At 73.2% G+C, this 18,991-nt stretch carries 16 protein-coding genes; 7 read left to right on the forward strand and 9 right to left on the reverse strand.

Annotation, left to right across the window (positions count from 1 at the left end):
• Positions 1 to 167: 167 nt before the first annotated feature.
• On the reverse strand, positions 168 to 5,069 hold the full coding sequence (locus ACZ4YL_RS09120) for a DNA-binding protein (RefSeq protein ID WP_468115620.1): 4,902 nt from the start codon (positions 5,067 to 5,069) through the stop codon (positions 168 to 170).
• Between the two features lie 23 nt (positions 5,070 to 5,092).
• On the reverse strand, positions 5,093 to 5,959 hold the full coding sequence (locus ACZ4YL_RS09125; RefSeq protein WP_468114935.1) for a DUF4132 domain-containing protein: 867 nt from the start codon (positions 5,957 to 5,959) through the stop codon (positions 5,093 to 5,095).
• A 201-nt stretch (positions 5,960 to 6,160) separates the two neighbouring features.
• Between ACZ4YL_RS09125 and ACZ4YL_RS09130 the strand changes: the two genes are divergently transcribed.
• Together ACZ4YL_RS09130 and ACZ4YL_RS09135 are read left to right on the forward strand one after the other, a co-directional pair.
• Positions 6,161 to 6,916: an HNH endonuclease family protein gene (locus ACZ4YL_RS09130; RefSeq protein ID WP_468114937.1), complete on the forward strand. Its 756-nt coding sequence runs from the start codon at positions 6,161 to 6,163 to the stop codon at positions 6,914 to 6,916.
• Positions 6,913 to 7,182, forward strand: a complete 270-nt coding sequence (locus ACZ4YL_RS09135; RefSeq protein WP_468114939.1) for a hypothetical protein — start codon at positions 6,913 to 6,915, stop codon at positions 7,180 to 7,182. Before ACZ4YL_RS09130 ends, ACZ4YL_RS09135 begins: the two co-directional genes overlap by 4 nt.
• Before the next feature lie 45 nt (positions 7,183 to 7,227).
• On the opposite strand, the gene ACZ4YL_RS09140 is transcribed toward ACZ4YL_RS09135, so the two are convergent.
• From ACZ4YL_RS09140 to ACZ4YL_RS09150, 3 genes are all read right to left on the reverse strand, one after another.
• A complete protein-coding gene (locus ACZ4YL_RS09140) occupies positions 7,228 to 8,361 on the reverse strand; it encodes a YncE family protein (RefSeq protein WP_468114941.1) in 1,134 nt (377 codons plus the stop codon).
• Positions 8,358 to 8,981: an ankyrin repeat domain-containing protein gene (locus ACZ4YL_RS09145; protein WP_468114943.1), complete on the reverse strand. Its 624-nt coding sequence runs from the start codon at positions 8,979 to 8,981 to the stop codon at positions 8,358 to 8,360. The genes ACZ4YL_RS09140 and ACZ4YL_RS09145 overlap by 4 nt, the downstream gene beginning before the upstream one ends.
• Positions 8,982 to 9,170: 189 nt before the next feature.
• Entirely contained in the window at positions 9,171 to 9,704 is a 534-nt protein-coding gene (locus ACZ4YL_RS09150; RefSeq protein ID WP_468114945.1) for a GNAT family N-acetyltransferase, read from the reverse strand.
• 149 nt (positions 9,705 to 9,853) lie between these two features.
• Here ACZ4YL_RS09150 and ACZ4YL_RS09155 point away from each other — a divergent pair, with 149 nt between their 5' ends.
• A complete protein-coding gene (locus ACZ4YL_RS09155) occupies positions 9,854 to 11,134 on the forward strand; it encodes a sulfite oxidase (protein WP_468114946.1) in 1,281 nt (426 codons plus the stop codon).
• Between the two features lie 20 nt (positions 11,135 to 11,154).
• On the opposite strand, the gene ACZ4YL_RS09160 is transcribed toward ACZ4YL_RS09155, so the two are convergent.
• Entirely contained in the window at positions 11,155 to 12,333 is a 1,179-nt protein-coding gene (locus ACZ4YL_RS09160; protein WP_468114948.1) for an alpha/beta hydrolase family protein, read from the reverse strand.
• Between the two features lie 90 nt (positions 12,334 to 12,423).
• On the reverse strand, positions 12,424 to 13,401 hold the full coding sequence (locus ACZ4YL_RS09165; protein WP_468114950.1) for an isopenicillin N synthase family dioxygenase: 978 nt from the start codon (positions 13,399 to 13,401) through the stop codon (positions 12,424 to 12,426).
• A gap of 244 nt (positions 13,402 to 13,645) precedes the next feature.
• Between ACZ4YL_RS09165 and ACZ4YL_RS09170 the strand changes: the two genes are divergently transcribed.
• The 4 genes from ACZ4YL_RS09170 (at position 13,646) to ACZ4YL_RS09185 (ending at position 16,194) form a co-directional block, all read left to right on the forward strand.
• Positions 13,646 to 14,392 carry a VOC family protein gene (locus tag ACZ4YL_RS09170; protein ID WP_468115622.1) on the forward strand — a complete coding sequence of 249 codons (747 nt, stop codon included), beginning with the start codon at positions 13,646 to 13,648 and terminating at the stop codon, positions 14,390 to 14,392.
• 121 nt (positions 14,393 to 14,513) lie between these two features.
• On the forward strand, positions 14,514 to 14,702 hold the full coding sequence (locus ACZ4YL_RS09175) for a DUF6381 family protein (RefSeq protein ID WP_030718106.1): 189 nt from the start codon (positions 14,514 to 14,516) through the stop codon (positions 14,700 to 14,702).
• 248 nt (positions 14,703 to 14,950) lie between these two features.
• On the forward strand, positions 14,951 to 15,691 hold the full coding sequence (locus tag ACZ4YL_RS09180; protein ID WP_468114952.1) for a class I SAM-dependent DNA methyltransferase: 741 nt from the start codon (positions 14,951 to 14,953) through the stop codon (positions 15,689 to 15,691).
• 161 nt (positions 15,692 to 15,852) lie between these two features.
• Positions 15,853 to 16,194 (forward strand): avidin-fold protein, encoded by a 342-nt coding sequence (locus tag ACZ4YL_RS09185; protein WP_189744741.1) that lies wholly within the window; start codon positions 15,853 to 15,855, stop codon positions 16,192 to 16,194.
• Between the two features lie 154 nt (positions 16,195 to 16,348).
• On the opposite strand, the gene ACZ4YL_RS09190 is transcribed toward ACZ4YL_RS09185, so the two are convergent.
• Together ACZ4YL_RS09190 and ACZ4YL_RS09195 are read right to left on the reverse strand one after the other, a co-directional pair.
• Complete coding sequence (locus tag ACZ4YL_RS09190; RefSeq protein ID WP_468114954.1) at positions 16,349 to 17,407, reverse strand: vWA domain-containing protein; 1,059 nt, start codon at positions 17,405 to 17,407, stop codon at positions 16,349 to 16,351.
• A gap of 99 nt (positions 17,408 to 17,506) precedes the next feature.
• Entirely contained in the window at positions 17,507 to 18,895 is a 1,389-nt protein-coding gene (locus tag ACZ4YL_RS09195; protein WP_468114956.1) for a M64 family metallopeptidase, read from the reverse strand.
• Positions 18,896 to 18,991: the final 96 nt, after the last annotated feature.

Genomic DNA, 18,991 nt, shown 5'->3' on the forward strand with positions numbered 1-18,991 from the left:
GTGGGGCATAACTTTTGTGGGGGGGGGGTTTGTTTTTTTTTGTGGTTTCCTTGTGTCTTTGGGGGGGTTGGGGGGGGTTGTGGTTGTGGGTTCTTCCGCCCTGTGGGGACGCCCCCCCCCGCCGTACGGGGGTCCCGGGCGGCCTGCGGCGGCCCGGGACGGCCGGTTCAGCGGCGGCGGGCGCGGGTGCGCTTCACCTTGAGTTCCTCGAAGCGCGGCAGGTCGCCCTCCTGGACCCGCTGCCAGGCCCTGCGGTAGAGCTCCGCGGCCGGTTCGGCCGGGACCAGCACGCCCAGCGGGGGCCGGCCGCCGGCGCTCAGGCCGTACATCGGGAGCTTCCACTGCTCCACCGGCAGCGTCGGGGAGGGCATGTCGGCCCAGCCGCCCGGCAGGAACAGCGAGCGCCCGGCCCGGCTGCGGCCGGCCGTCACCACCAGGTCGGTGGCGGCCAGTTCGGCGCGGGCGGCCTTGAGGCGGGCCGGCTTCCAGCCGGTCCAGCGCGCGGTGTTGCGGTCGGTGGGGTCGGGCATCGCGAGCAGCATGAGGTAGAGGGTGGCCGCGTCGGCGCCCAGGCCGTGCCGGGCGCTCGCCTCCTCCACCAGCTCCGGAACGGAGCGGCCGGGGTCCTGCGGCCACCAGGTGCCGTCCGCGGCCACGGCGCCGGCCGCCGGGGCGCCGGGGTCGGCGAGCAGCGCGGCGAACCGCGGGTCGTGGACGGCGCGCAGCGCGGCCTCGGCGGCGGAGGGCCGCTGGTCGTCGCCGCGCAGCACCGGCAGGTAGGGGTCGGAGCCCGTGGAGTCGAGCAGTGCCGGGCGCAGTGCGGGCTTGGGCTGGTCGTCGTGGGTGGCCATGACGACGGCTCCGTACCGCTCGTAGCCCTCGCCGGTCTCGGTCGGCGTGCCGGCCGCCTTCCGGAAGTCGGGCAGGCTGGTGTAGTGCCCGATCTCCAGGAGCAGTTCGGGTGCGGCGAGCCGCTGCCGTACGGCGGTCAGTACGGGCGGCAGGGCCGCTCGTACGGAATCGCCCGCGGGCAGCCGGTGGGCCAGCCAGGAGGCCATGGCCAGGGTTCCGGTCAGGACGGACGCGGTGAAGGGGTCGGTGACCGGCTCGGCGGGCTCCACGTGGTCGCCCTTCACCGTCCAGGCGACGTCGACGGAGAGCTCGCGCGAGGCGGCCGGGTCGAGCAGCGCGGCCAGGGCGCGGTGCGCGGGCCAGGTGCCGCCCACGGCGCGCGCGGCTTCGGTGGCCAGCCAGTCGGGGACGGGGGTACGGCGGCCCACGCGCCGGTTCCAGAGCTCCGCGGCGGCGGCGACGTCGGGTCCCTCGCTCCACAGCTTCGCCGGATCGGCGGGGAGCAGGGCCCCGACGACGGCGCGCCGCAGCTCGGTGCCGAGGTTCTTGAGCTCGTCGCGGGCGTATGCGGCGTCGGTGGCCTTGACCCCGAGGGCGGTGCGGAGTTCGGGGGTCAGGAAGCTGCGTTCGTAGCTGTCGACGCCCGGGAGTCCGGCGACCACCAGGCGGGCGAGGGAGCCGGAGACTCCGGTGAGCCGGGAGAACTCCTCCGCGGCTTCGGGGCGGAAGGGCGCGGGCCCGTGCTCGGCGGCCGCGCCGAGGAACGCGGTCAGCCAGCCGGCGCCGCGTTCACGGTCGCCGAGCGGGGCGTCGCCGCGCACGGTGTAGGGGCCGGGGACGGTGAACCGGCCCGTGGGGTCGTACAGCAGGGCACCGAACTCGTGGCCCTCGGGAACGGATTCGCTGTGCTCGGTCAGGGCGAGGACGGCTCCGCCGCCCAGCGGCAGCAGGCTGCGGTGGTGGACGTTGCGTTCGCCGTCCGGGGTGAGCAGGTGCTGCCGGTCGAGGCGGAGCAGGACCCGGCGCCAGCGGTCCGCGGAGCCTTCGGCCGAGGACAGGCCGAGGGCGTCGACCGTGCCGAGCAGGGTGAGCAGCCCTTCCCGCTGCTCCTCGGTGGGCACGACGGTGACGGCCCGGTAGGCGACGGCCGCGGGCTGGTCAAGCAGCGGGGTCCATGTGAAGGACCAGTACGGCAGCGCGGGCGTGTCGAAGTGCAGCAGGCCGGGCGCGGGGGCCGCGTCGGTCCGGGTGCGGGCGGCGGCGAGTTCGGTCAGCGTGTAGTGGGCGGCGTCGCTCTCGCCGCCCCAGCGGTAGTACCCGGAGCCGATGAGACCGCTGAGCCCGTCGGCGAGCAGCCGGTCGCCGGGACCCTGCTCGCGTTCCTCGACGGGGGTGTTGTCGGGGTGGAGCCGGGCGGCGATCTCGTCCAGGGCCTTCTGCTGGGTGAGGGTGAAGCGGAGGACTTCGACGATGCCGCCGATGATCTTGGGGGCGGTGATCTGCGGCAGGGCCGTGCTGACCAGGTCGGGCAGGTCGGCGGCCTGGTCGGCCGCGGCGGCCGTCTTGAGCAGTGCGGCCACGGTCTCCCGGTCGGCGGCGCGCAGGACGGCCGAGCCCTCGGTGTCGCGGGGGCGCAGGGCGTACCAGTGCGACAGCGGCGGAAGGTCCACGCTGCCCGTGCCGAAGGCGGAGCGGCGGCGGTGGCCGTCGCGCGACTTGGCGGTGACCACACCGTCCGGGTCGGTGATGCTCAGTTCCTGCCAGTGCTGGGACAGGGCGCGGGGCCGGTCGTCGCCGGGGAAGGTGAGGGCGGCGACGGGCACCTCGCGACCCTCGGGCACGGCGACGGTGCGGCCGCCGGTGTCGGTGCCCTGCCAGCCGTTGCCGGGGAGGCGCACGGTGCGCCAGCCGAGCAGGCCGTCGGCGGGCTCGCCGAGGACCGAGCCGTCCACGGTGGGCGCGGGCCGCAGCCAGGCGGAGTGCCCGGTGCGCAGGGCGGCGTCCCCGTCGGCACGCAGCGCGTCGGTGAAGAACGCGGGCAGCGAGTACCGTCCGCAGGTCCCGCCGGCGGGGTCGTACTCGAGCCAGCCGTGGCCGGTCTGCTCGTCGCGGCGCTGCCACACCCAGTACGAGGTGCCGTCGGACAGCAGGGGCCGCTCGTCCGGCAGCTTCGTGTCGCCGCGGTGCAGGACTCCGCCGCCGGTGGCGCGCCCGCCGCCGGGGAGCGGCAGGGAGAGGTGGTCGGTGCGCAGCGACCAGTGGCTGCGGTCGGTGTCCAGGGTGAGGACGGTGCCGGGCGAGTGGTGCCAGTAGCCCTGGGTCCCGTTGGTGCTCCAGGAGGACCAGAAGACGAGCAGTTCACCGTCGACGTAGTGGAAGCCGTGGTTGTACGAGGTCCCGGTCGGCACGCGCAGGTCGTGCGTGAGGACGGTGGAGTCGGCGTCGATGACCCGGACCTGGGTCTGGTTGGCGACGATCAGGTACGGCCAGGCCTCCACCACGGTCAGGGCCTCCCGGCCCTGGCCGGGGCTCAGTTCGGCGAGGGCCTCCTCCCAGGAGGGCCAGGCCAGTTCTTCGAAGAGGCCGCCGCGCAGGGTCCGGGCGAGGGTTTCGGCGAGGTCCGCGGCCGCGGCGGCGGCCACTTCCTCCGGGGCGAGTTCCAGGGCTTCGGTGGGCAGCCACCGCAGCCGCGCGATGGCCTCGGGAACCCCGGGCAGACCGGCGGCGGTGGAGGCGAGAGCGACGTCGCGCATCCACTCGGCCAGCAGCGGGCGGCCGCCGGGCGAGGCGGCGACGCACCGGACGACATCGGCGCAGCCGTCGCTCAGGTTGCTCAGCGCGCGGCGGAAGGCGGGGTGGAAGCGCTGGTCGGCGGCGAGGGCGAGCAGGTCGCGGCGCTGCTCGCCGTCGGCCCACTCGGACAGGTTCAGGTGGTCGTACCGGTGGCGCCGGCCCTCGGGGGCGGCCTCGGGGTCGGTGACCGGGACGTCCAGGGCGAGCAGCAGGTCGAGGAGGTCGGTGTCCTCGACGCCGATCCGCAGGCCCGCTTCCCGTTCGGGCCGGGCGAGTTCGGTGCGCAGCCGGGCGGCGCAGCGCTCGACGAGGTCGAGGAGGAGCGGGAGCGTGGGGCGCCGGCCCCAGCCGGAGTGGCGGGCTGCGTGGAAGCGCTCCAGCCAGCCGGCCGTGCCGTCGGCGCAGCGCTGCTCGGCGGGCAGGTCCCCGTCGACGAGGCCGGCGGTGGCGCCGGACTCCTCCAGGATCTCCAGCCACAGGGTGGTGAACTCGCCGCCGTCGCCGCTGGGCGGGGTGAGTCCGAGGAGCGTGCCGCGGGCGGCGGGAACGCGGCGTGCGAGCGCCACGAGGGCGCCGCGGTGTGCCTTCCACCAGCCGAGCGCCGCGCGCAGGGTGGCGGGCAGGGGCAGCAGTTCGGCGAGGTAGTCCTGCTCGGGTTCGGTGCCGGTCAGGCCCGCGGCGCGGGCGAGGCGGCGCAGTTCGGCGGCGGCCTGGGCGGAGGGCGGCAGCCCGCCGGCGGTGCGGCGTACGCACAGGCGGCGGAAGCGCTCGTAGGCCTCGGCGGGGGTGACGCGGCCGGCCAGGGCCTTGCCGTAGCCGGTGAGCACCTTCACCGGCAGGGCGCCGACGAGGGCGAATTCGAGGAAGACGGCGTCGAGGCGGTCCTCGTCGATGCCCAGCCCGTGCTGGGCCTCGGCGTCACGGGCCCGCCCGAACAGCTGTGCGGCGTAGGTGGTGTTCTCGACGGCGAGGAAGAGGCGTGCGGCCTGCTCGTGGAAGAGGGGCAGGAAGTGCGGGACGGACGCGGCGAGGCGGCCGGCCAGTTCGAGGCAGGCGTCGAGGGCGGCCTTGGGCTTGGTCTTGGCCTGCCGGGCGATCCGGTCCAGTTCGGGGACGACGGCGAGGGCGTGGTGGCCGTCCTCGGCGTGGTGCACGAGGACCCATTCGGGGAAGCCGAGCGCCTGTCGCCGGCTCAGGCCGACGACGGGCGGCTCGCCCTCGTCCCGTACGAGTCCCAGGAAGCCGGCGGCGAGGTCCTCGGCCGCGCCCAGTTCGCCGGGGGCGAGCCGGACGACGACGCGGTCGTCGCCGAGGCCGGGGTGGCGGTAGGAGCGTGCGGTCAGTTCCACGACGTCGGTACCGGCGCCGGTGGTGTCCCGCGGCAGTACGGCACCGGCCTTCAGCAGCAGTTCGGCGTTGATCATCTCGGTGTCTTCCTGGTGGGTGCTCACGCGTCCCCGCCCTCCTCGATCTTGCGCCCGGCGTAGAGCGCCGCGGCCATCCGCATGCCTTCGGACCAGGCCACCGGTCCGACCTCGGTCAGGCGTACCGCCCGGCCGTCCTCGTCGTGCCAGCTCAGCGCGCCGGTGGTCATCTCGTCCTCGTAGTAGGGTTCGCCGATCCACACGGCGGCCTCCGTCCCGGTGCCCGAGTCCCGGACCTTGCAGGTGGCGTAGCCGCCGGAGACCCGGTAGCCGAGGCTCGTGGCGCGGGCCGCGAGGCTGAAGCGGGTGGGGAAGACCCCGCCCGCGTAGTCGCGGACCTCGGTGGCGGTGGCGGCGATCTCGGCCGGCTTGTGCCAGGTGGCCCGGTGGATCTGCTCGACCCGCTGCACGATGCCCAGCTCGGCCGCGAAGTCGCGTACGTCGTCCAGGTCGGGCAGCAGCACCGGGTGCGGCAGGGTCACCGTGCGCGGGGAGAGCCGGACGGTCTCGCCGTCGAGGTTGACCACCTTCAGCTCACCCGAGGCGGTGGCGTCCCGCAGGAAGCCCACCTCGTCCGGGTCGTCGCCGACGACGGCCACATCGCGCAGGGCGTTCTGCCAGGCCTCGTCCGGCCAGACCCGGGCGAGCAGTTCGGTCGGCACGGGCAGCGAGGAGACCATCCAGCTGTCGACCTGTGCGGCGCAGGCCGCCTCGTGCCGGTCGAGCCATTCGGCCAGCCTGCGCAGCCGGTCCACCTCGGGATGGTCCTTCAGGGCCTTGGGCAGTGTCTTCAACTGCCGCCCCGCCGTCCGCCCGGTGGCGGACCTCGCCGCCACCCGTCCTTCCACCAGGGCGATCTCGTACCCCTCGCCCGCCGCCAGCCATGCCATCAGACCGTGCCCCTCCGCCTGTCCTGTCCGGTTCCGCGCAGCCTGACAGGGGGGAGCCGACCCCCCTGAGCTGCGGTATTCCGGGAGACTAGCGAGAGCCACTGACAACGCCCGCCGGAGGGCCCTTGGTAGGTTGATTGTCCGGTTCTGGGTAGTGTCTCCGGGACAGCGTGCGGAGCGGTACCGGCTCGGGGTGGGGTTATGGGACGTCAGATACGTGTGCCGGGTGCGGTGCTGGTGGCGCTGCTGCTGGCCGCCGCCACCGGGTGCTCCGATCCGGCAGCGCCGGACGGCGGGGATCCGAAGGCGTCCGCGCCCGCGGGTTCGCCGTCCGCCGCGGCGCCGAAGTCACCGAAGTCACCGGACTCACCGGGCGGCGACGCCAAACCGGCCGGTGGGGACGTACTGCCCGGTATGGTCACCACTGCTGTGGCGCGGACCCAGTTGGCGGCGCTCAAGGTGGCGCCGGTGGGCACGATGGCGGGCTACAGCAGGGACAAGTTCACGCACTGGGCGCAGCAGGGGAACAAGTGCGACACGCGTGAGGTGGTCCTGAAGCGCGACGGCACCGGGGTCACCCAGGACGCCGAGTGCAAGGCCGTGTCCGGCAACTGGAAGAGCCTCTACGACGGGGTGGTCGTCACGGACGCGGGGAAGATGGACATCGACCACATGGTGCCGCTCGCCGAGGGCTGGCGCTCGGGCGCGGCCGGCTGGGACTCCGCGCGGCGCAAGGCCTTCGCCAATGATCTGATCCATCCTCAGCTGCTGGCCGTGACCGCGGCCTCGAACCGCTCCAAGGGTGACCAGAGCCCGGACCTGTGGCAGCCGCCGGACAAGGCGAGCTGGTGCCAGTACGGACGGGCCTGGACCACCGTGAAATCCACGTACGGACTGACCGTCACCGAACCGGAGAAGAAGATGCTCACCACGATGCTGGACACCTGCGCCTCATGACGCAGCCGCACCGGTGGCAGGACGGGGTGCTCGCCGGGCCGGGCGGCGCCATGACCGACGAGGTCGGCGTGATCACCGGTCCCCTCACGCTGCGCACCACGGTGACGGCCGGGGGCCTGGTCCGCTTCGAGGTCCAGTACAAGGACGCCGACGAGTGGTACACGCTCACCGGGAGCCCCCGGACCCACCAGGGCGCCCCGGACGCCCTGCACGCCGCCGCCCTCGCGGCGATCCGCGCGGGCGGCGGGGCCCAGGCTCCGGCCTGAGACGCCTGCTCGGCGGGCGGCTCGGAACACGGCTCAGAGGACGGCTCAGAGGACGGCGATGCCCACGGGCCGGGCGCCCGCCGCGAGTCGGCGGGCGGCTCCGGTGTCGAGGTCGACGACCGTGATGCCGTTCCAGTAGCCGTCCCGGGTGTGGCCGCCCGTGACGTAGGCGGTCCGGCCGTCGCGGGAGACGGCCACGTCCTCGTGCGGGCCCTGGAGCGGGAACACCCGCTCGGCGCCGTCCGGGGAACGGACGGTCAGCGAGGGGCCCCTGCCGTCGCCCGGCCGCACCGCGCCCGTGCCGACCACCAGGAGCCGGCCGTCGGCCGTGACGGCGGCGCCGTGCTGGTGGGTGTCGGCGGTCATCGGCTCGATCCGGGTCTGCCCGGTCCGCGGGTCGACCACGGCGAGCCGCTCGCCCTCGAAGGGGAGCAGCAGCTTTCCGTCGGAGGGGCGTACGACGGCGTAGTGCGGCTTGAGCCAGGAGGCGAGCCCGCCCTCGGTTCCGTAGGGGGCGACCTCGATCCGGCGGGGCCGCAGTGCGCCGGCCGCGACGACGGTGACGTCGAAGGAGTCGTGGCCGGTGACGTAGACCTCGGTGCCGTCCGGTGACACGTCCACGTCGAAGGGCCGCCGGCCCACCGGTACGACGGCGGTGACCTCGCTCTTCGCCGTGTCGAGGACCTCCAGGACCCCGCCGGTGCCGGGGACGTTGACCCCGGCGTAGGCATGCGTGCCGTCGGGCGAGAGCGCGATGCCCATGCCGCCGCCGCGGTACTCGCCGTCGGTGACCGGGCCGGTTGCGGTGCGGTACGGGATCAGGGCCAGCCGTACGCGGGTGCGCGTGTCGACGACGGCCACGCCCTCGGCGGTGGCGACCCACGCCCGGCCGTCGGTGCCCACGGCCAGTCCGTACGGGGCCCTGCCCACGGTGACCGAGGCGACCGCGCCGCGTGCCGGATCCGCGAAGGTCACGGTGTCGGCCCCGAAGTCCGCGGTCAGCAGCAGCCCCTGCGGGGCGGGGGCCGTGGCGGGCAGCGGGGAGGCGGCGGAGGGCGCCGGGCTCGGCGGCGCGGGCACCGTGTGCTGGGTGCAGGCCCCGAGCAGCAAGGTCGCGGCCATCGCCGCGAGGGCGCCACGGGTACGGGTACGGGTACGCGTACCCGTACGGCGGTTCATCGGCCGGTCCCGGCTTCCGCCGCGTCGGCCACCGCCTTCAGGGTCCGCGCCATGCCGTCGAAGCCCCGGCGGACGGCGTGCTCGTACGGGGTCACCCCCTCGTGGTCGGGCAGCAGCGGATCCGCGCCCGCCCCGAGCAGGACCGCGACGATCTCCTCGTGGCGCGGGCCGCCGTCGCCGAGGATCACCGCCTCCAGCAGGGCGGTCCAGCCGAGCCGGTTGACGTGGTCGACGTCGGTGTCCGTCGCGTCGAGCACGGCGCGCACGTACGCGGTGTGCCCGCGCTCGGCGGCCGGGATGAGGGAGATCCCGCCGAACCGGTTGCGCTGCTTCAGGTCGGGTCCGGCGGGCAGCAGCAGACGCATCATCCGTACGCTGCCGGTGACGCCGGTGACCAGCCAGGGACTGTCCTCCCGGGAGTCCGGGGCGTTCGGGTCGGCTCCGGCGGCGACCAGCAGTTCGGCCACGGCCGCGTGGTCGCCGAGCGCGGCGAGCAGCAGCGGCGTGCGGAGCTCCTCGTCGCGGGCCTCCACGGCGGCGCCCGCGGCGAGCGCCGCGCCCACCGCCGCCGCGTCGCCGCGGCGGGCCCCGTCGAGGAGGAGTCGGTCGTGCGCGTTCATGGTGTCCCTCTCGGCTCCGGGCGGGGAGGGCCGGGTACGTCCTCCCGCTCCCCCGGTCCATGCTCGCCGCGCCGGAGCCCCCGGCGGGTCCGACCGGCGGACGGAGCGTGCGGGCGGTCCGGAGGACCCCGGGGTCGGCCGATCGGATGATGCGGCCGCGCGGGAATCGTGGGACGGCCCTCAGGCCTCTCAGGCCTCGTACTCGGTGAGGTCGATGCCGTGGACCCGTACGGAGGTCCCGTAGCGGGGGTCGGTGGTGTCGCGTTCCATCACCATGCCCAGTTTGCGGATCACGTTCTCGGAATCGGTGTTGCTCATCCGGTTGATCGCGACGACCCGGTCCAGGCCGCGGTCCTGGAGTGCGAACTCCAAGGTGGCGTGGGCGGCCTCGGAGGCATAGCCCTGGCCCCAGTACTGGCGGCCGAGCCGCCAGCTGATCTGCACGTCCGCCCGGGCGTCCGGCAGGTTCTCAAGGACCGAGAGGCCGACGGCACCGATGAGCTCGCCGGAGCCGAGGAGCTCGACGGCGAAGAGCCCGAAGCCCTCCTCGTCCCACTCCTCCTCCCAGCGCTCGATCTCCCCGGCCGTCTCGTCCAGATCGAGGGTCTCGCCCTCGCCGATCCAGCGCATCACCTCCGGGTCGGCGTTGATCTCCGAAAGGGGGACGAGGTCGTCGTCGGTCCAGCGGCGGAGGAGGAGTCGGGGGGTAAGGATCTCGGTCATGCCCACATCCTGCCGAAATTCCGCCGACCAGCGGTAATCGGCCGTTGCGGCGGTGTTGCGGGTTCGTGGACATCACCGTGGGAAGGTTCCCGCAGCCCGCCCCGGGCCCCTACGGTCCGTGGGAACCGCGACCAAGGAGTGCTCCCGCCATGCCCCTCGATCTGTCGGACGAGAGCCGGTACGACCGCACGCGCCTGCGGCAGTGGGGGCGCGGCCGCGCCCGCTCCGCCGGAGTGGACCGCCGTGATCTGCTGAAGCTGTTCGCGGTGGGGGCCGCCGCCGGATCGCTGGGTGTGGCCGCGGGCGGCGGCACGGCCTCGGCCGCGCCGGGCCTGCCCGTCGCCGATCCGGTGCCCCGCACCGTCAAGCCGCTGCCGCCCGAGCTGTTCACCCTGCGCGGTACGAACGCGGAGACGAACTTCGCGGCGCTGCGCGGCACGGGCCCGCTCACCCCGATCGACCGGTTCTTCGTCCGCAATCACACCTCCACCCCGCGGATCGATGCCGCCGGGTGGCGGCTGAAGGTGTGGGGCGACGGGCTGGCGGACGGCCCGCTGGAGCTGTCGTACGAGCAGCTGCGGGCCCTGCGGCCGGTGGAGCGGACGCTGTTCATCGAGTGCGCGGGCAACGGCCGGAACTTCTACACCACCCAGCAGGGCCAGCCGGTCACCGGCACCGCCTGGACCCTGGGCGCGATCGGCGTCGCGCGCTGGCGCGGCGCGCGGCTGTCGGACGTACTGCGCCTGGCGGGCGTGACCCGGGGCGCCGTGGACGTCCTGCCGCGCGGGCTGGACGACGAGGTGGTGGCGAACGGGGTGAACCTGGGCCGGGTGCGGCGCCCGCTGCCGGTCTCCAAGGCGCTGGACGACGTCCTGCTGGCCTACGAGATGAACGGGCAGCCGCTGCCGCCCGACCACGGCGGGCCGGTCCGCCTCGTGGTTCCGGACTGGGTCGGGATCGCGTCGATCAAGTGGGTCGGGGACATCGAGGTGAGCGGGGAGCCCCTGTACTCGCCCTGGAACACGGACATGTACCGGCTGTTCGGGCCCGAGCACCCGGCGCAGGGCAGTGCCCCGCTGACCCGGCAGACCCTCAAGAGCGCCTTCGAGCTGGAGCTGGGGGCCACCGTTCCCGTGCACCGGACCCGGCTGCTGACCGGCCGTTCCTGGTCTGCGGCGGCACCGGTCACCCGGATCGACGTCAGCACGGACGGCGGCGTCCGCTGGCGGCGGGCCCGGCTGCACGACACTCCGCGCCGGGGCGGCTGGGTGCGCTGGTCGGTGCCGTGGACCCCGCGGGCCACGGGTGCGACCTCACTGCTGGCGCGGGCGACCGACGCGACCGGTCGGACGCAGCCCGACCGGTCGGTCCACAACACGCAAGGCTACCTCTTCGACGCGGTGGTCCGCCACCCGGTGACGGTGGTCTGACGGGTCCCTCGCCCACCGGGTCAGGGGGTGTGGAAGCGGACCTCCGGCGCATCGGGGGACGGGCCGTCGAGCACGGGCTGCGGGCGGCCGCCCAGGTGCTGGTCGAAGAAGGCGGTGACGTAGCGGCGGGTCAGTTCGACGGAGCGGGCGCCGGGCAGCGGGGCCTCCTCGTCGGGCAGGCTCAGCTGCTGGCCGATCTCCGGGAAGTCGGTGAAGGTGAAGTGGCCGGAGCCGGCGAAGGTGATCCAGCGCTTCCAGCCGTCGAGCAGCGGCCAGTCGCGGTCCCAGCCGGCATTGCCGCCGGGGCCGCGCTCCTGCGCGCCGAGCAGCATGAAGGGGCGCCCGCCGAGTCCGGCCGCGGGGACCGGGGTGGAGAAGCCGCCGTCCATGTTGATCCCGGCCCGGATCCTGCCGTCGGCCGCCATCGCGGCGGCGGTCGAGGCCCCGCCGATGGAGTGGCCGGCCATCGCGATGCGGCTCTTGTCGATGAGTCCGGCGTGGCGCCAGGCGGGGTTGCGTCCGGTGAGACGGTCCAGGAGGAAGGACACGTCACGGGCCCGGGTGTCACTGACGGTCCGGTAGCCGGCCTCGTCCTTGACCTTCTCGCAGGCCAGGCACGTGAGCACGCGCCCGCCGGGGAAGGCGGTCCCCACGCTCTCGTACGCGTGGTCCACCGCGGCGACGACGTAGCCGCGGGAGGCCAGGTCCTCGGCGAGCGCGGTGAGCGTGGACCGGTGGACGGTGAAGCCCGGGGAGAGCACGATCAGCGGGTACCGGCCGGCGGCCGGGCGGGCGCCCGTCCGGCCGTGGGTCCGGGTGCCGGTCAGGGTCTCGACCGGGATCACCTGGTCCAGCCCGCGGTCGACGAGCAACAGGCGGGCTTCCTCGGAGGTGAGGTAGCGGGTGGTCCGGCCGGTGTCGTGCCGCGCCGGGTAGCGCATGGTGACCATCAGCTCGCGCGGACCGGAACCGGCCCAGGGGTCGGTGCGGCTGCGGTCCACCAGGTGCAGGTCCTCCCGGCCGACCGCGAAACGGCCGGTGGGGCGCGGGAGTTCCACCGTGGTGCGGCGGTCGTCGGTCCCCACCGGGCCGGCGCTGACGGAGGTGTCCGCGGCGACCGAGATGCCGGCGGTGGCGAGCGGGAGGGGCAGGAGGATCGCGGCCAGGGTCAGGGCGGCGGCGGTTCTGCGGTTCTTCATGAACGTCACGCTATGCGGGCGGTTCTGGCGGATCGTCAGCCTGTGAGGCGGATCCGCCGTCAGCCCCCGGAGGGAGGTGACGGCGCGGGGTCACTCCTGAGTCGTAGCCACGCTGATGGCGTCGAGTTTGCCCCGCAGGTACGTGTGGGAGTCGACGGGGTCGTGCACCACGCGGCCGACGGGGGCGGGCAGTGACTCCACCCGGGTGTGCGGATCGCATTCGTAGAAGTAGACGAGGGAGATCAGCTCCTCGGCGGGTTTGTCGGCGGGCGGCGGCAGTACGCGGTGGCGGCCCGCGCGCCAGCGGTCGCCCGTCCAGCGGGCCATCAGGTCGCCGATGTTGACGGTGAGCGCCGCGGAGTCGAAGGGCGCGTCCTGCCAGCCGTCGGCGTCGGTGTGGATCTGGAGCCCGCCCGCGCCCAGCTGCCGGTCGAGGACCGTGACCGTACCGAAGTCGGTGTGCGCGCCGATGCGGAACTGGCCGGGCAGCGGCGGGCCGACGACCTCGGTGCCCGGGTACCAGTTGAGGTTGAACCCCCAGGTGGGGTGCGAGGTGTGGCGGGTGAAGTGGTCCTCGGCCAGGCCCAGCGCGACGGCGAGGAGTTCCAGCAGTTCGTCGGAGAGCACCCGCATCAGGCGCAGGTACTCCGTCACCAGCGGCCTCAGCTCCGGCACTTCGGCGGGCCAGGCGTTGGGCGCGAACCATTCGGCGTCCACGGAGGGGATCCCGGTGGGGTCCTCGGCCGCGAAGGACCACGATTCCTTGAGGTCGGGCGGCGAGGCCGTGCCCTCGGCGTAGCTGTTGGCCTCCGCTCCGGGGCCGAGCCAGCCCCGGCCGCCGACGGTGACGGCGTACGGCTCCTTCGCGCTCGCGGGCAGCCGGAAGAACTCACCCGCCGCCTCCCGGATCCGCGCGGGCAGCGAGGGGTCCACGCCGTGCCCGGTCACGAGCAGGAAGCCGGCCGCGCGCAGGGCCTCGTCGACGCGGGCGGCCGTACGGGCGCGCGCCCCGGGTCCGCCGGACCGCCACGGCCCGAGATCGATCACGGGAATCTGGGATCCGGCCATGGGAGACCTGCCTTCCGGGGCTGCGGGCGCGTCCGGGACCGAGGCTATCGCCGCGTGCCACCGGAGGGGATCGCCACGGAGCGTGATTCTCGGACACCTTCTGTACGCATTCGCCGCGGTGGAGCGCGAAGATCGTCATGAAAAGCACCAGAATGGGAGGGGCAGCGGTGGCTCACCAGGGACGGAGCGAACGGTGGAGATTTCGACGAAGGAAGTCTTCGGGGCCCCGTGCTGGGTGAGCCTCATGACGCGCGACCTCGGTACGGCCCAGCATTTCTACGGTGCGGTCGTGGGCTGGAGGTTCCGCCCGACCCGTCTCGGCGAGGCGTTCTCGGTGGCCTTCCAGGGCCGGGTCCCGGTCGCGGGCATCGGGGCGCTGGCCGGGGACCTGGGGGTCGCGGCGGCCTGGACCCCGTACTTCGCCGTCGACGACGCCGATGTGGCGGTGGACCGGATCCGGGAGCGGACGGGCACGATCGCGGTCGGCCCGGTGTCCTTCGAGTCCGGCGGCCGCGCCGCGCTCGTCGCCGACCCGGACGGCGCCGTCTTCGGGATCTGGGAGGGCAATGTGGAGGCGGACTGGCGGGTGGGCAGGGGCCCGTCACCCGCCTGGCTGGAACTGCGCACCAGGAACGCGCTGGACGCGGCGATGTTCTACGGCGCGGTGCTGGAGTGGGCGACCGGCCGGGCCGGCTGCTGCGAGGTCTCGTACGAGGAGGACCAGGTCGTGCTGCGGCAGGACGGCGAACCCGTCGCCCGCCTGAACAGCGGCCCCGTGGAGGTCGCCTCCTACTCGCCGCACACCCGGCCCCGCTGGCACGTCCACTTCCGGGTGCCGAAGCTCCGTCCGGCGGTGGAGGCCGCCGTCTCGCTGGGCGGGCGGGCCGTCTCGGACATCAGCTCGAACGCCGTGGAGCGGTGGGTGACGCTCCGCGACCCGGACGGGGCCCTGTTCACCCTCACCACCGCCCTCGGGTCGGACACGGACTGACCGCCCCCGTCCGTCGTCGGCGGGGAGCGGCTCACACTCGGAGACGCTTCGAGATGCGAGGGCACGGCAGGACTGGTTCGCTGAATCCGCCCGCTCTCCCCCACAGATCCAAGGAGCGATCATGAGCGTTTCAGGTGAGTCCCGCGGCCGGTCCCAGCAGATGCGCGCCAAGGCCAAGGAGCTGAACGACGCGGCCGAGCGGTCCACCGACCCGGAGGAGCGCCGCCGGCTGAAGGAGAAGGCCCGCCGCCTCCAGGAGCAGAGCGAGCAGGAGGGCCGTATGGACGACCGGGGCATGGACCCCATGTAGCCCGTACGCCTTCCCCACGCCTCCCCCACGCACCCCCACCGGCCGGTGGCCGCCGCGACCCCCGTCGCCGCGGCCACCGGCCGGTGCCGATGCCGGCTCGGACCGCGGGGATCATGGATCCAAGGGGCGGCGACGGGCTGTGGGCGGTGCCCGCCGCGCCGAGGAGGACGACCGCACCACTGTGATCGGAGCGGGTGGAAGGCAAATGCGTCGACAGCGCCCCTCGGTACCCGGCAAAGTGGCCGCCCGTGACGAGCAGTGAACTGTGGACCCGTGCGACCGCCGACCGCTACGACGCCGAGGAGACCGAGACGTCCTCGGCCGCCGTTCTCGGACCGACTCTCGCCTTCCTCGCCGAGCTCGCCGGAGACGGCCGGGCACTGGAGTTCGCCATCGGGACCGGACGAGTGGGCGTCCCGCTCCGGGAACGCGGCGTGCCGGTGGTGGGCATCGAACTGTCCGAGCACATGGCAGCGGTGCTGCGGCGCAAGATCGACGGGGACACGCTCCCGGTGGTCATCGGGGACATGGCCACCACCGTCGTTCCCGGCGGGTTCACCCTGGTCTATCTCGTCTACAACACCATCACGAACCTGCTCACGCAGGACGAGCAGGTCGAGTGCTTCCGCAACGCCGCACGTCATCTGGAGCCCGGCGGCCGATTCGTCATCGAGCTGGGCGTGCCGCCGCTGCGGTTCCTGCCGCCGGGCCAGGTCGCGGTGCCGTTCGACGTCTCTGAACAGCATCTCGGCTTCGACACCTTCGACCTCGTCGAGCAGATCCTCGTCTCGCACCACTTCACCCGCGACGGCGACGACGGCCGCTACCGCCGTGACAACTCCCGGCACCGCTACGCCTGGCCGGCCGAACTCGACCTGATGGCACGGATCGCCGGGCTCGAGAGGGAACGTCGCGTCGCGGACTGGGACGGGGCGCCGTTCACCCAGGACTCCGCGAAGCACATCTCGGTGTGGCGCAAGCCGGCCTGAGGCCGTCCACCGGGCCGGGCCTCGGTGATCAGGTGATGTGTGCTGCCCGCCCCGCCCCGGCCGGCGGATCACCGGTCCCGGAGTGATCCGGCCACCTTGAAGATCGTTTCGTGAGGAGTTCTAAGCTGGTGCCCCGGATCGCCTTCCTCCAGGAGTCACCCGTGGCACGCTCGCTCGACGGCCTCGTCTTCGCCCCCGTGGCCGACCAGTCCCCCGGCCAGGTCGGCCGCCAGACCCGGTTCGAGTACCACGAGCAGGACGACCGGGTCTGGGCCGAATACCGGGGCGGCGACGTGGCCATGGGCTACCTCGTCGGCACCCGGGCCGGCCGCACCATCGACTTCCGCTACGTCCAGCTCCGCCTCGACGGCACGACCGCGTCCGGGCATTGCACCTCGCTCCTGACGGAGCTCCCCGACGGTCGCCTGCGCCTGGAGGAGACGTGGACCTGGGAGTCCCAGGAGGGCAGCGGCACGAGCGTGGTCGAACAGCTGCCGCTCTGAGCGTCGAACAGCCGGGAAGCACAGGATGATCCGCTGTGCAGAGCCCGCCGTGCCTTCCCGTCCCGGTCCATTCCCCGTCTCCCCCATGAGGCCATGGAGGCGGTCCTCGCCGTCGCGGACCTGTGAGGCCCGGCCCGGTGACGGTCGGGCTCGTTCAGAGCATGATGAGCAGACGCGTCCTGGGCTTGAGCTTCCGGTTCACGGAACGGCTCTGCACGTACACCTCCAGCTCGGGATTGCGCCCCGCCTTCACGGAGACGGTCCCCTGGATGCCCGTGCCGAACAGGAGACTGCGTGCCGCGTCGCCCGTGTACGCGCGGTCGGTGCTCTTCTCGACCACGATGACTTCCTTGTCGGGCTGGACCTGGACCCTGGTGCCCAGCTGGTAGTAGCACGCCCCGCGTTCGTACGTCACGCCCGGATGGGAGTCGACGAAGGACCGGATCCCGACCTCCTCGTCGACCTTCAGGAGCCGGTACTTGTCGGCCGGGACGGGTTCGAGGTTCGCCCGTACGTCGTCGACCGAGAGGTCCTGGCCGACCGCGAACAGGTTCTTCGTACCCCGCACCCCCTTCTCACGGCCGCGCAGGAAGCTGGTGGCGGCGGCGCGGACGGTGCCGATCGCCTCCTCGACGCCCTCCTGGGAATCCGCATCCCATATGGCGATGTTTCCGGCCGGAAAGCCGTAGTTCTGGGCGGTCCGCTTCGCCAGGGAGTTCGGAACGAGGATCGCGGACGTCCAGTGGCCCGGAAGCGCTCCCATCTTCGCCGCGATTTTGTCGAGCCAGGGGCCGAGGATGGCCATGTCGCCGTCGTGCCGCCGGTCGCCGCCGGAGGCGTTCTCCTCGCCGTCCGTCACCACGATCTGGAGGAAGCTGTGCTCGCCGTACTCCTCCCAGATGTGGCCCAGGTCGTCCAGTGACTTCAGCGAGGCTTCGATGAGGGCGGTCGCGCCGTTGTTCACCTTGTACAGACCCCTCATGGACGGCAGATGCTTCACGTCCATGTCCCAGACCAGGTTCTCCACCTTGTGGTCGAAGGAGTAGAGGCTGATCCGGGTCTCATGACCGAGACTGTCCGACTCGGCCTTCAGGCCCGCCACGAACTCGTCGACGACGCGGATCAGCTGACCCTGGTGCTGACGCATGGAACCCGAACAGTCCACCACCAGCGCGACGTGGTTCACCTTGTGCCGGATCTTGTTGGCGGACATGTCTGTGCTCCTTCTCAGAGGCTCCCCGAGTGATGTGTCCACCCTAGGAGGAGCCTCTGACAACGGAGCCTGACGGATGATCACCCTGCGGGAGAGCGATCAGAGCCGGACGTTCCAGTCGACCGAGGACCGCAGGGTGCGCACCACCTTCGGGTCGCGCACCGACGGGGTGCGGTCCTCGGCCGTGACCGTCAGGCGGTGCGTGCGGAAGTCGAAGAGCCACAGTTCCGCCACCGACACCTCGGTGCGGCCCTCGAAGCGCTTCAGTTCCCGGCCGTCGAGGTACCAGCGGACCACGAGCTGTCGGCCGTCCACGCCGGCCAGTTTCGGTACGGAGGCCTTCGCCTTGTGGCGCAGCCGCAGGGTGCGGTCGGTCGGGGTGAGCGGGGTGACGATCCGCGCGTGCTGGTAGAACCCGGCGATCATCGATTCGACGCCGGGCAGGTTGAAGGGCTTGCCCAGGACCCGCATGAGGGAGTTGTCGGTGGGCCGGTACAGCCCGGTCACGAAGTAGTTGCCGCCCTCGTACGCGCCGACCGTGCCGCCGTCGGGTGATTCCTCGCCGAGCCAGCGGTACCACTTGGCCCGCTGCGCGGCCATGCGGTCGGCCGGCAGGGCCGAGCTGTTGGACTCGCCGGGCTCGGGGCCGGTGTACTTCTCGTACTCCGGGACGCCCGGGTAGAAGTACTCGTCGGCGAGCTTGCCGAGGGAGTGGCCAGTCTCGTGGATGGCGACCTGGCCGGACTTCGGGTGGCCCGCGGAGGCCGTCGATATCCCCTCGTAGCCGAGGGTGGCGCTGGGCTCGTTGTAGCCCGCTCCGCCGTACTTGACGCTGTTGGCCAGGACGATGACGAGGTCGGCGGCGGGCGCCTTCGCGACGTACGTGTCCACCTTGGGCTGGTCGACGCAGAGCAGCCGCTCGATGTTCTCGCACCAGAAGTACGAGCCGAGGGCAGTGTCGCGGACGGTGGCCGGGTCGGGGTCGCCGGAGACGCCGGAGTCGTGCGAGACGGCGTCGACCGTCCAGACGTTGAAGAGGTTCCGGTACGTGGTGTAGGGCTCGACGGCGGTCACCTCGGCCCATTTCTGCGCGGCGTCGGTGTGGAACCGGGCCAGTTCGGCGGCGGTGTACCCGTCACCGATGACCACGACGTCGAGGCGGTCGGCGGTGGAGCCGTTGTCGATCATCTTGGTGACCTGGCCGTCGGCCGACCGCTCGGCCGGGGACAGCCGGCCCGAGGCCTTGGCGGGGCTGCCGGCGGCCGGTACGCGGGCGTGGCCCGATCCGGCGTCACCACCGTGCTCCGGACCGGGTATCTCGACCTCGATCCGGGGCCCCGCCGGGGCTGCGGCCGCGCCGGCCGCGCCGGCGGGTCCGGCGGCCACCAGCGCGGCGGTCGCGCAGATCGTCGCGACGGCCGCGCGCCACACCGGGCGTGCGGCCGCACGCCTGCTCGGACGCCCGTCCGAACCTCTGACTGGATCCATGAAGTACTCCCCCGGGAACGGAAGTTAAGTAGTTTGTTAAGCGTGGTGAATCGGTTGCTTAAACTAGGTGGCGCACGGGACGTGCGCAATGCCTGC

The organism is Streptomyces sp. NPDC030021, from assembly GCF_055574035.1.

What these genes read in the sequence shown, in the direction of transcription:
- ACZ4YL_RS09150 (WP_468114945.1), bottom strand. Translation starts at nt 9,704, where the DNA reads ATGACCGAGATCCTTACCCCCCGACTCCTCCTCCGCCGCTGGACCGAC.
- ACZ4YL_RS09120 (WP_468115620.1), bottom strand. Translation starts at nt 5,069, where the DNA reads ATGATCAACGCCGAACTGCTGCTGAAGGCCGGTGCCGTACTGCCGCGG.
- ACZ4YL_RS09135 (WP_468114939.1), top strand. Translation starts at nt 6,913, where the DNA reads ATGACGCAGCCGCACCGGTGGCAGGACGGGGTGCTCGCCGGGCCGGGC.
- ACZ4YL_RS09130 (WP_468114937.1), top strand. Translation starts at nt 6,161, where the DNA reads ATGGGACGTCAGATACGTGTGCCGGGTGCGGTGCTGGTGGCGCTGCTG.
- ACZ4YL_RS09170 (WP_468115622.1), top strand. Translation starts at nt 13,646, where the DNA reads ATGACGCGCGACCTCGGTACGGCCCAGCATTTCTACGGTGCGGTCGTG.
- ACZ4YL_RS09190 (WP_468114954.1), bottom strand. Translation starts at nt 17,407, where the DNA reads ATGTCCGCCAACAAGATCCGGCACAAGGTGAACCACGTCGCGCTGGTG.
- ACZ4YL_RS09145 (WP_468114943.1), bottom strand. Translation starts at nt 8,981, where the DNA reads ATGAACGCGCACGACCGACTCCTCCTCGACGGGGCCCGCCGCGGCGAC.
- ACZ4YL_RS09125 (WP_468114935.1), bottom strand. Translation starts at nt 5,959, where the DNA reads ATGGCATGGCTGGCGGCGGGCGAGGGGTACGAGATCGCCCTGGTGGAA.
- ACZ4YL_RS09160 (WP_468114948.1), bottom strand. Translation starts at nt 12,333, where the DNA reads ATGAAGAACCGCAGAACCGCCGCCGCCCTGACCCTGGCCGCGATCCTC.
- ACZ4YL_RS09140 (WP_468114941.1), bottom strand. Translation starts at nt 8,361, where the DNA reads ATGAACCGCCGTACGGGTACGCGTACCCGTACCCGTACCCGTGGCGCC.
- ACZ4YL_RS09195 (WP_468114956.1), bottom strand. Translation starts at nt 18,895, where the DNA reads ATGGATCCAGTCAGAGGTTCGGACGGGCGTCCGAGCAGGCGTGCGGCC.
- ACZ4YL_RS09155 (WP_468114946.1), top strand. Translation starts at nt 9,854, where the DNA reads ATGCCCCTCGATCTGTCGGACGAGAGCCGGTACGACCGCACGCGCCTG.
- ACZ4YL_RS09165 (WP_468114950.1), bottom strand. Translation starts at nt 13,401, where the DNA reads ATGGCCGGATCCCAGATTCCCGTGATCGATCTCGGGCCGTGGCGGTCC.
- ACZ4YL_RS09175 (WP_030718106.1), top strand. Translation starts at nt 14,514, where the DNA reads ATGAGCGTTTCAGGTGAGTCCCGCGGCCGGTCCCAGCAGATGCGCGCC.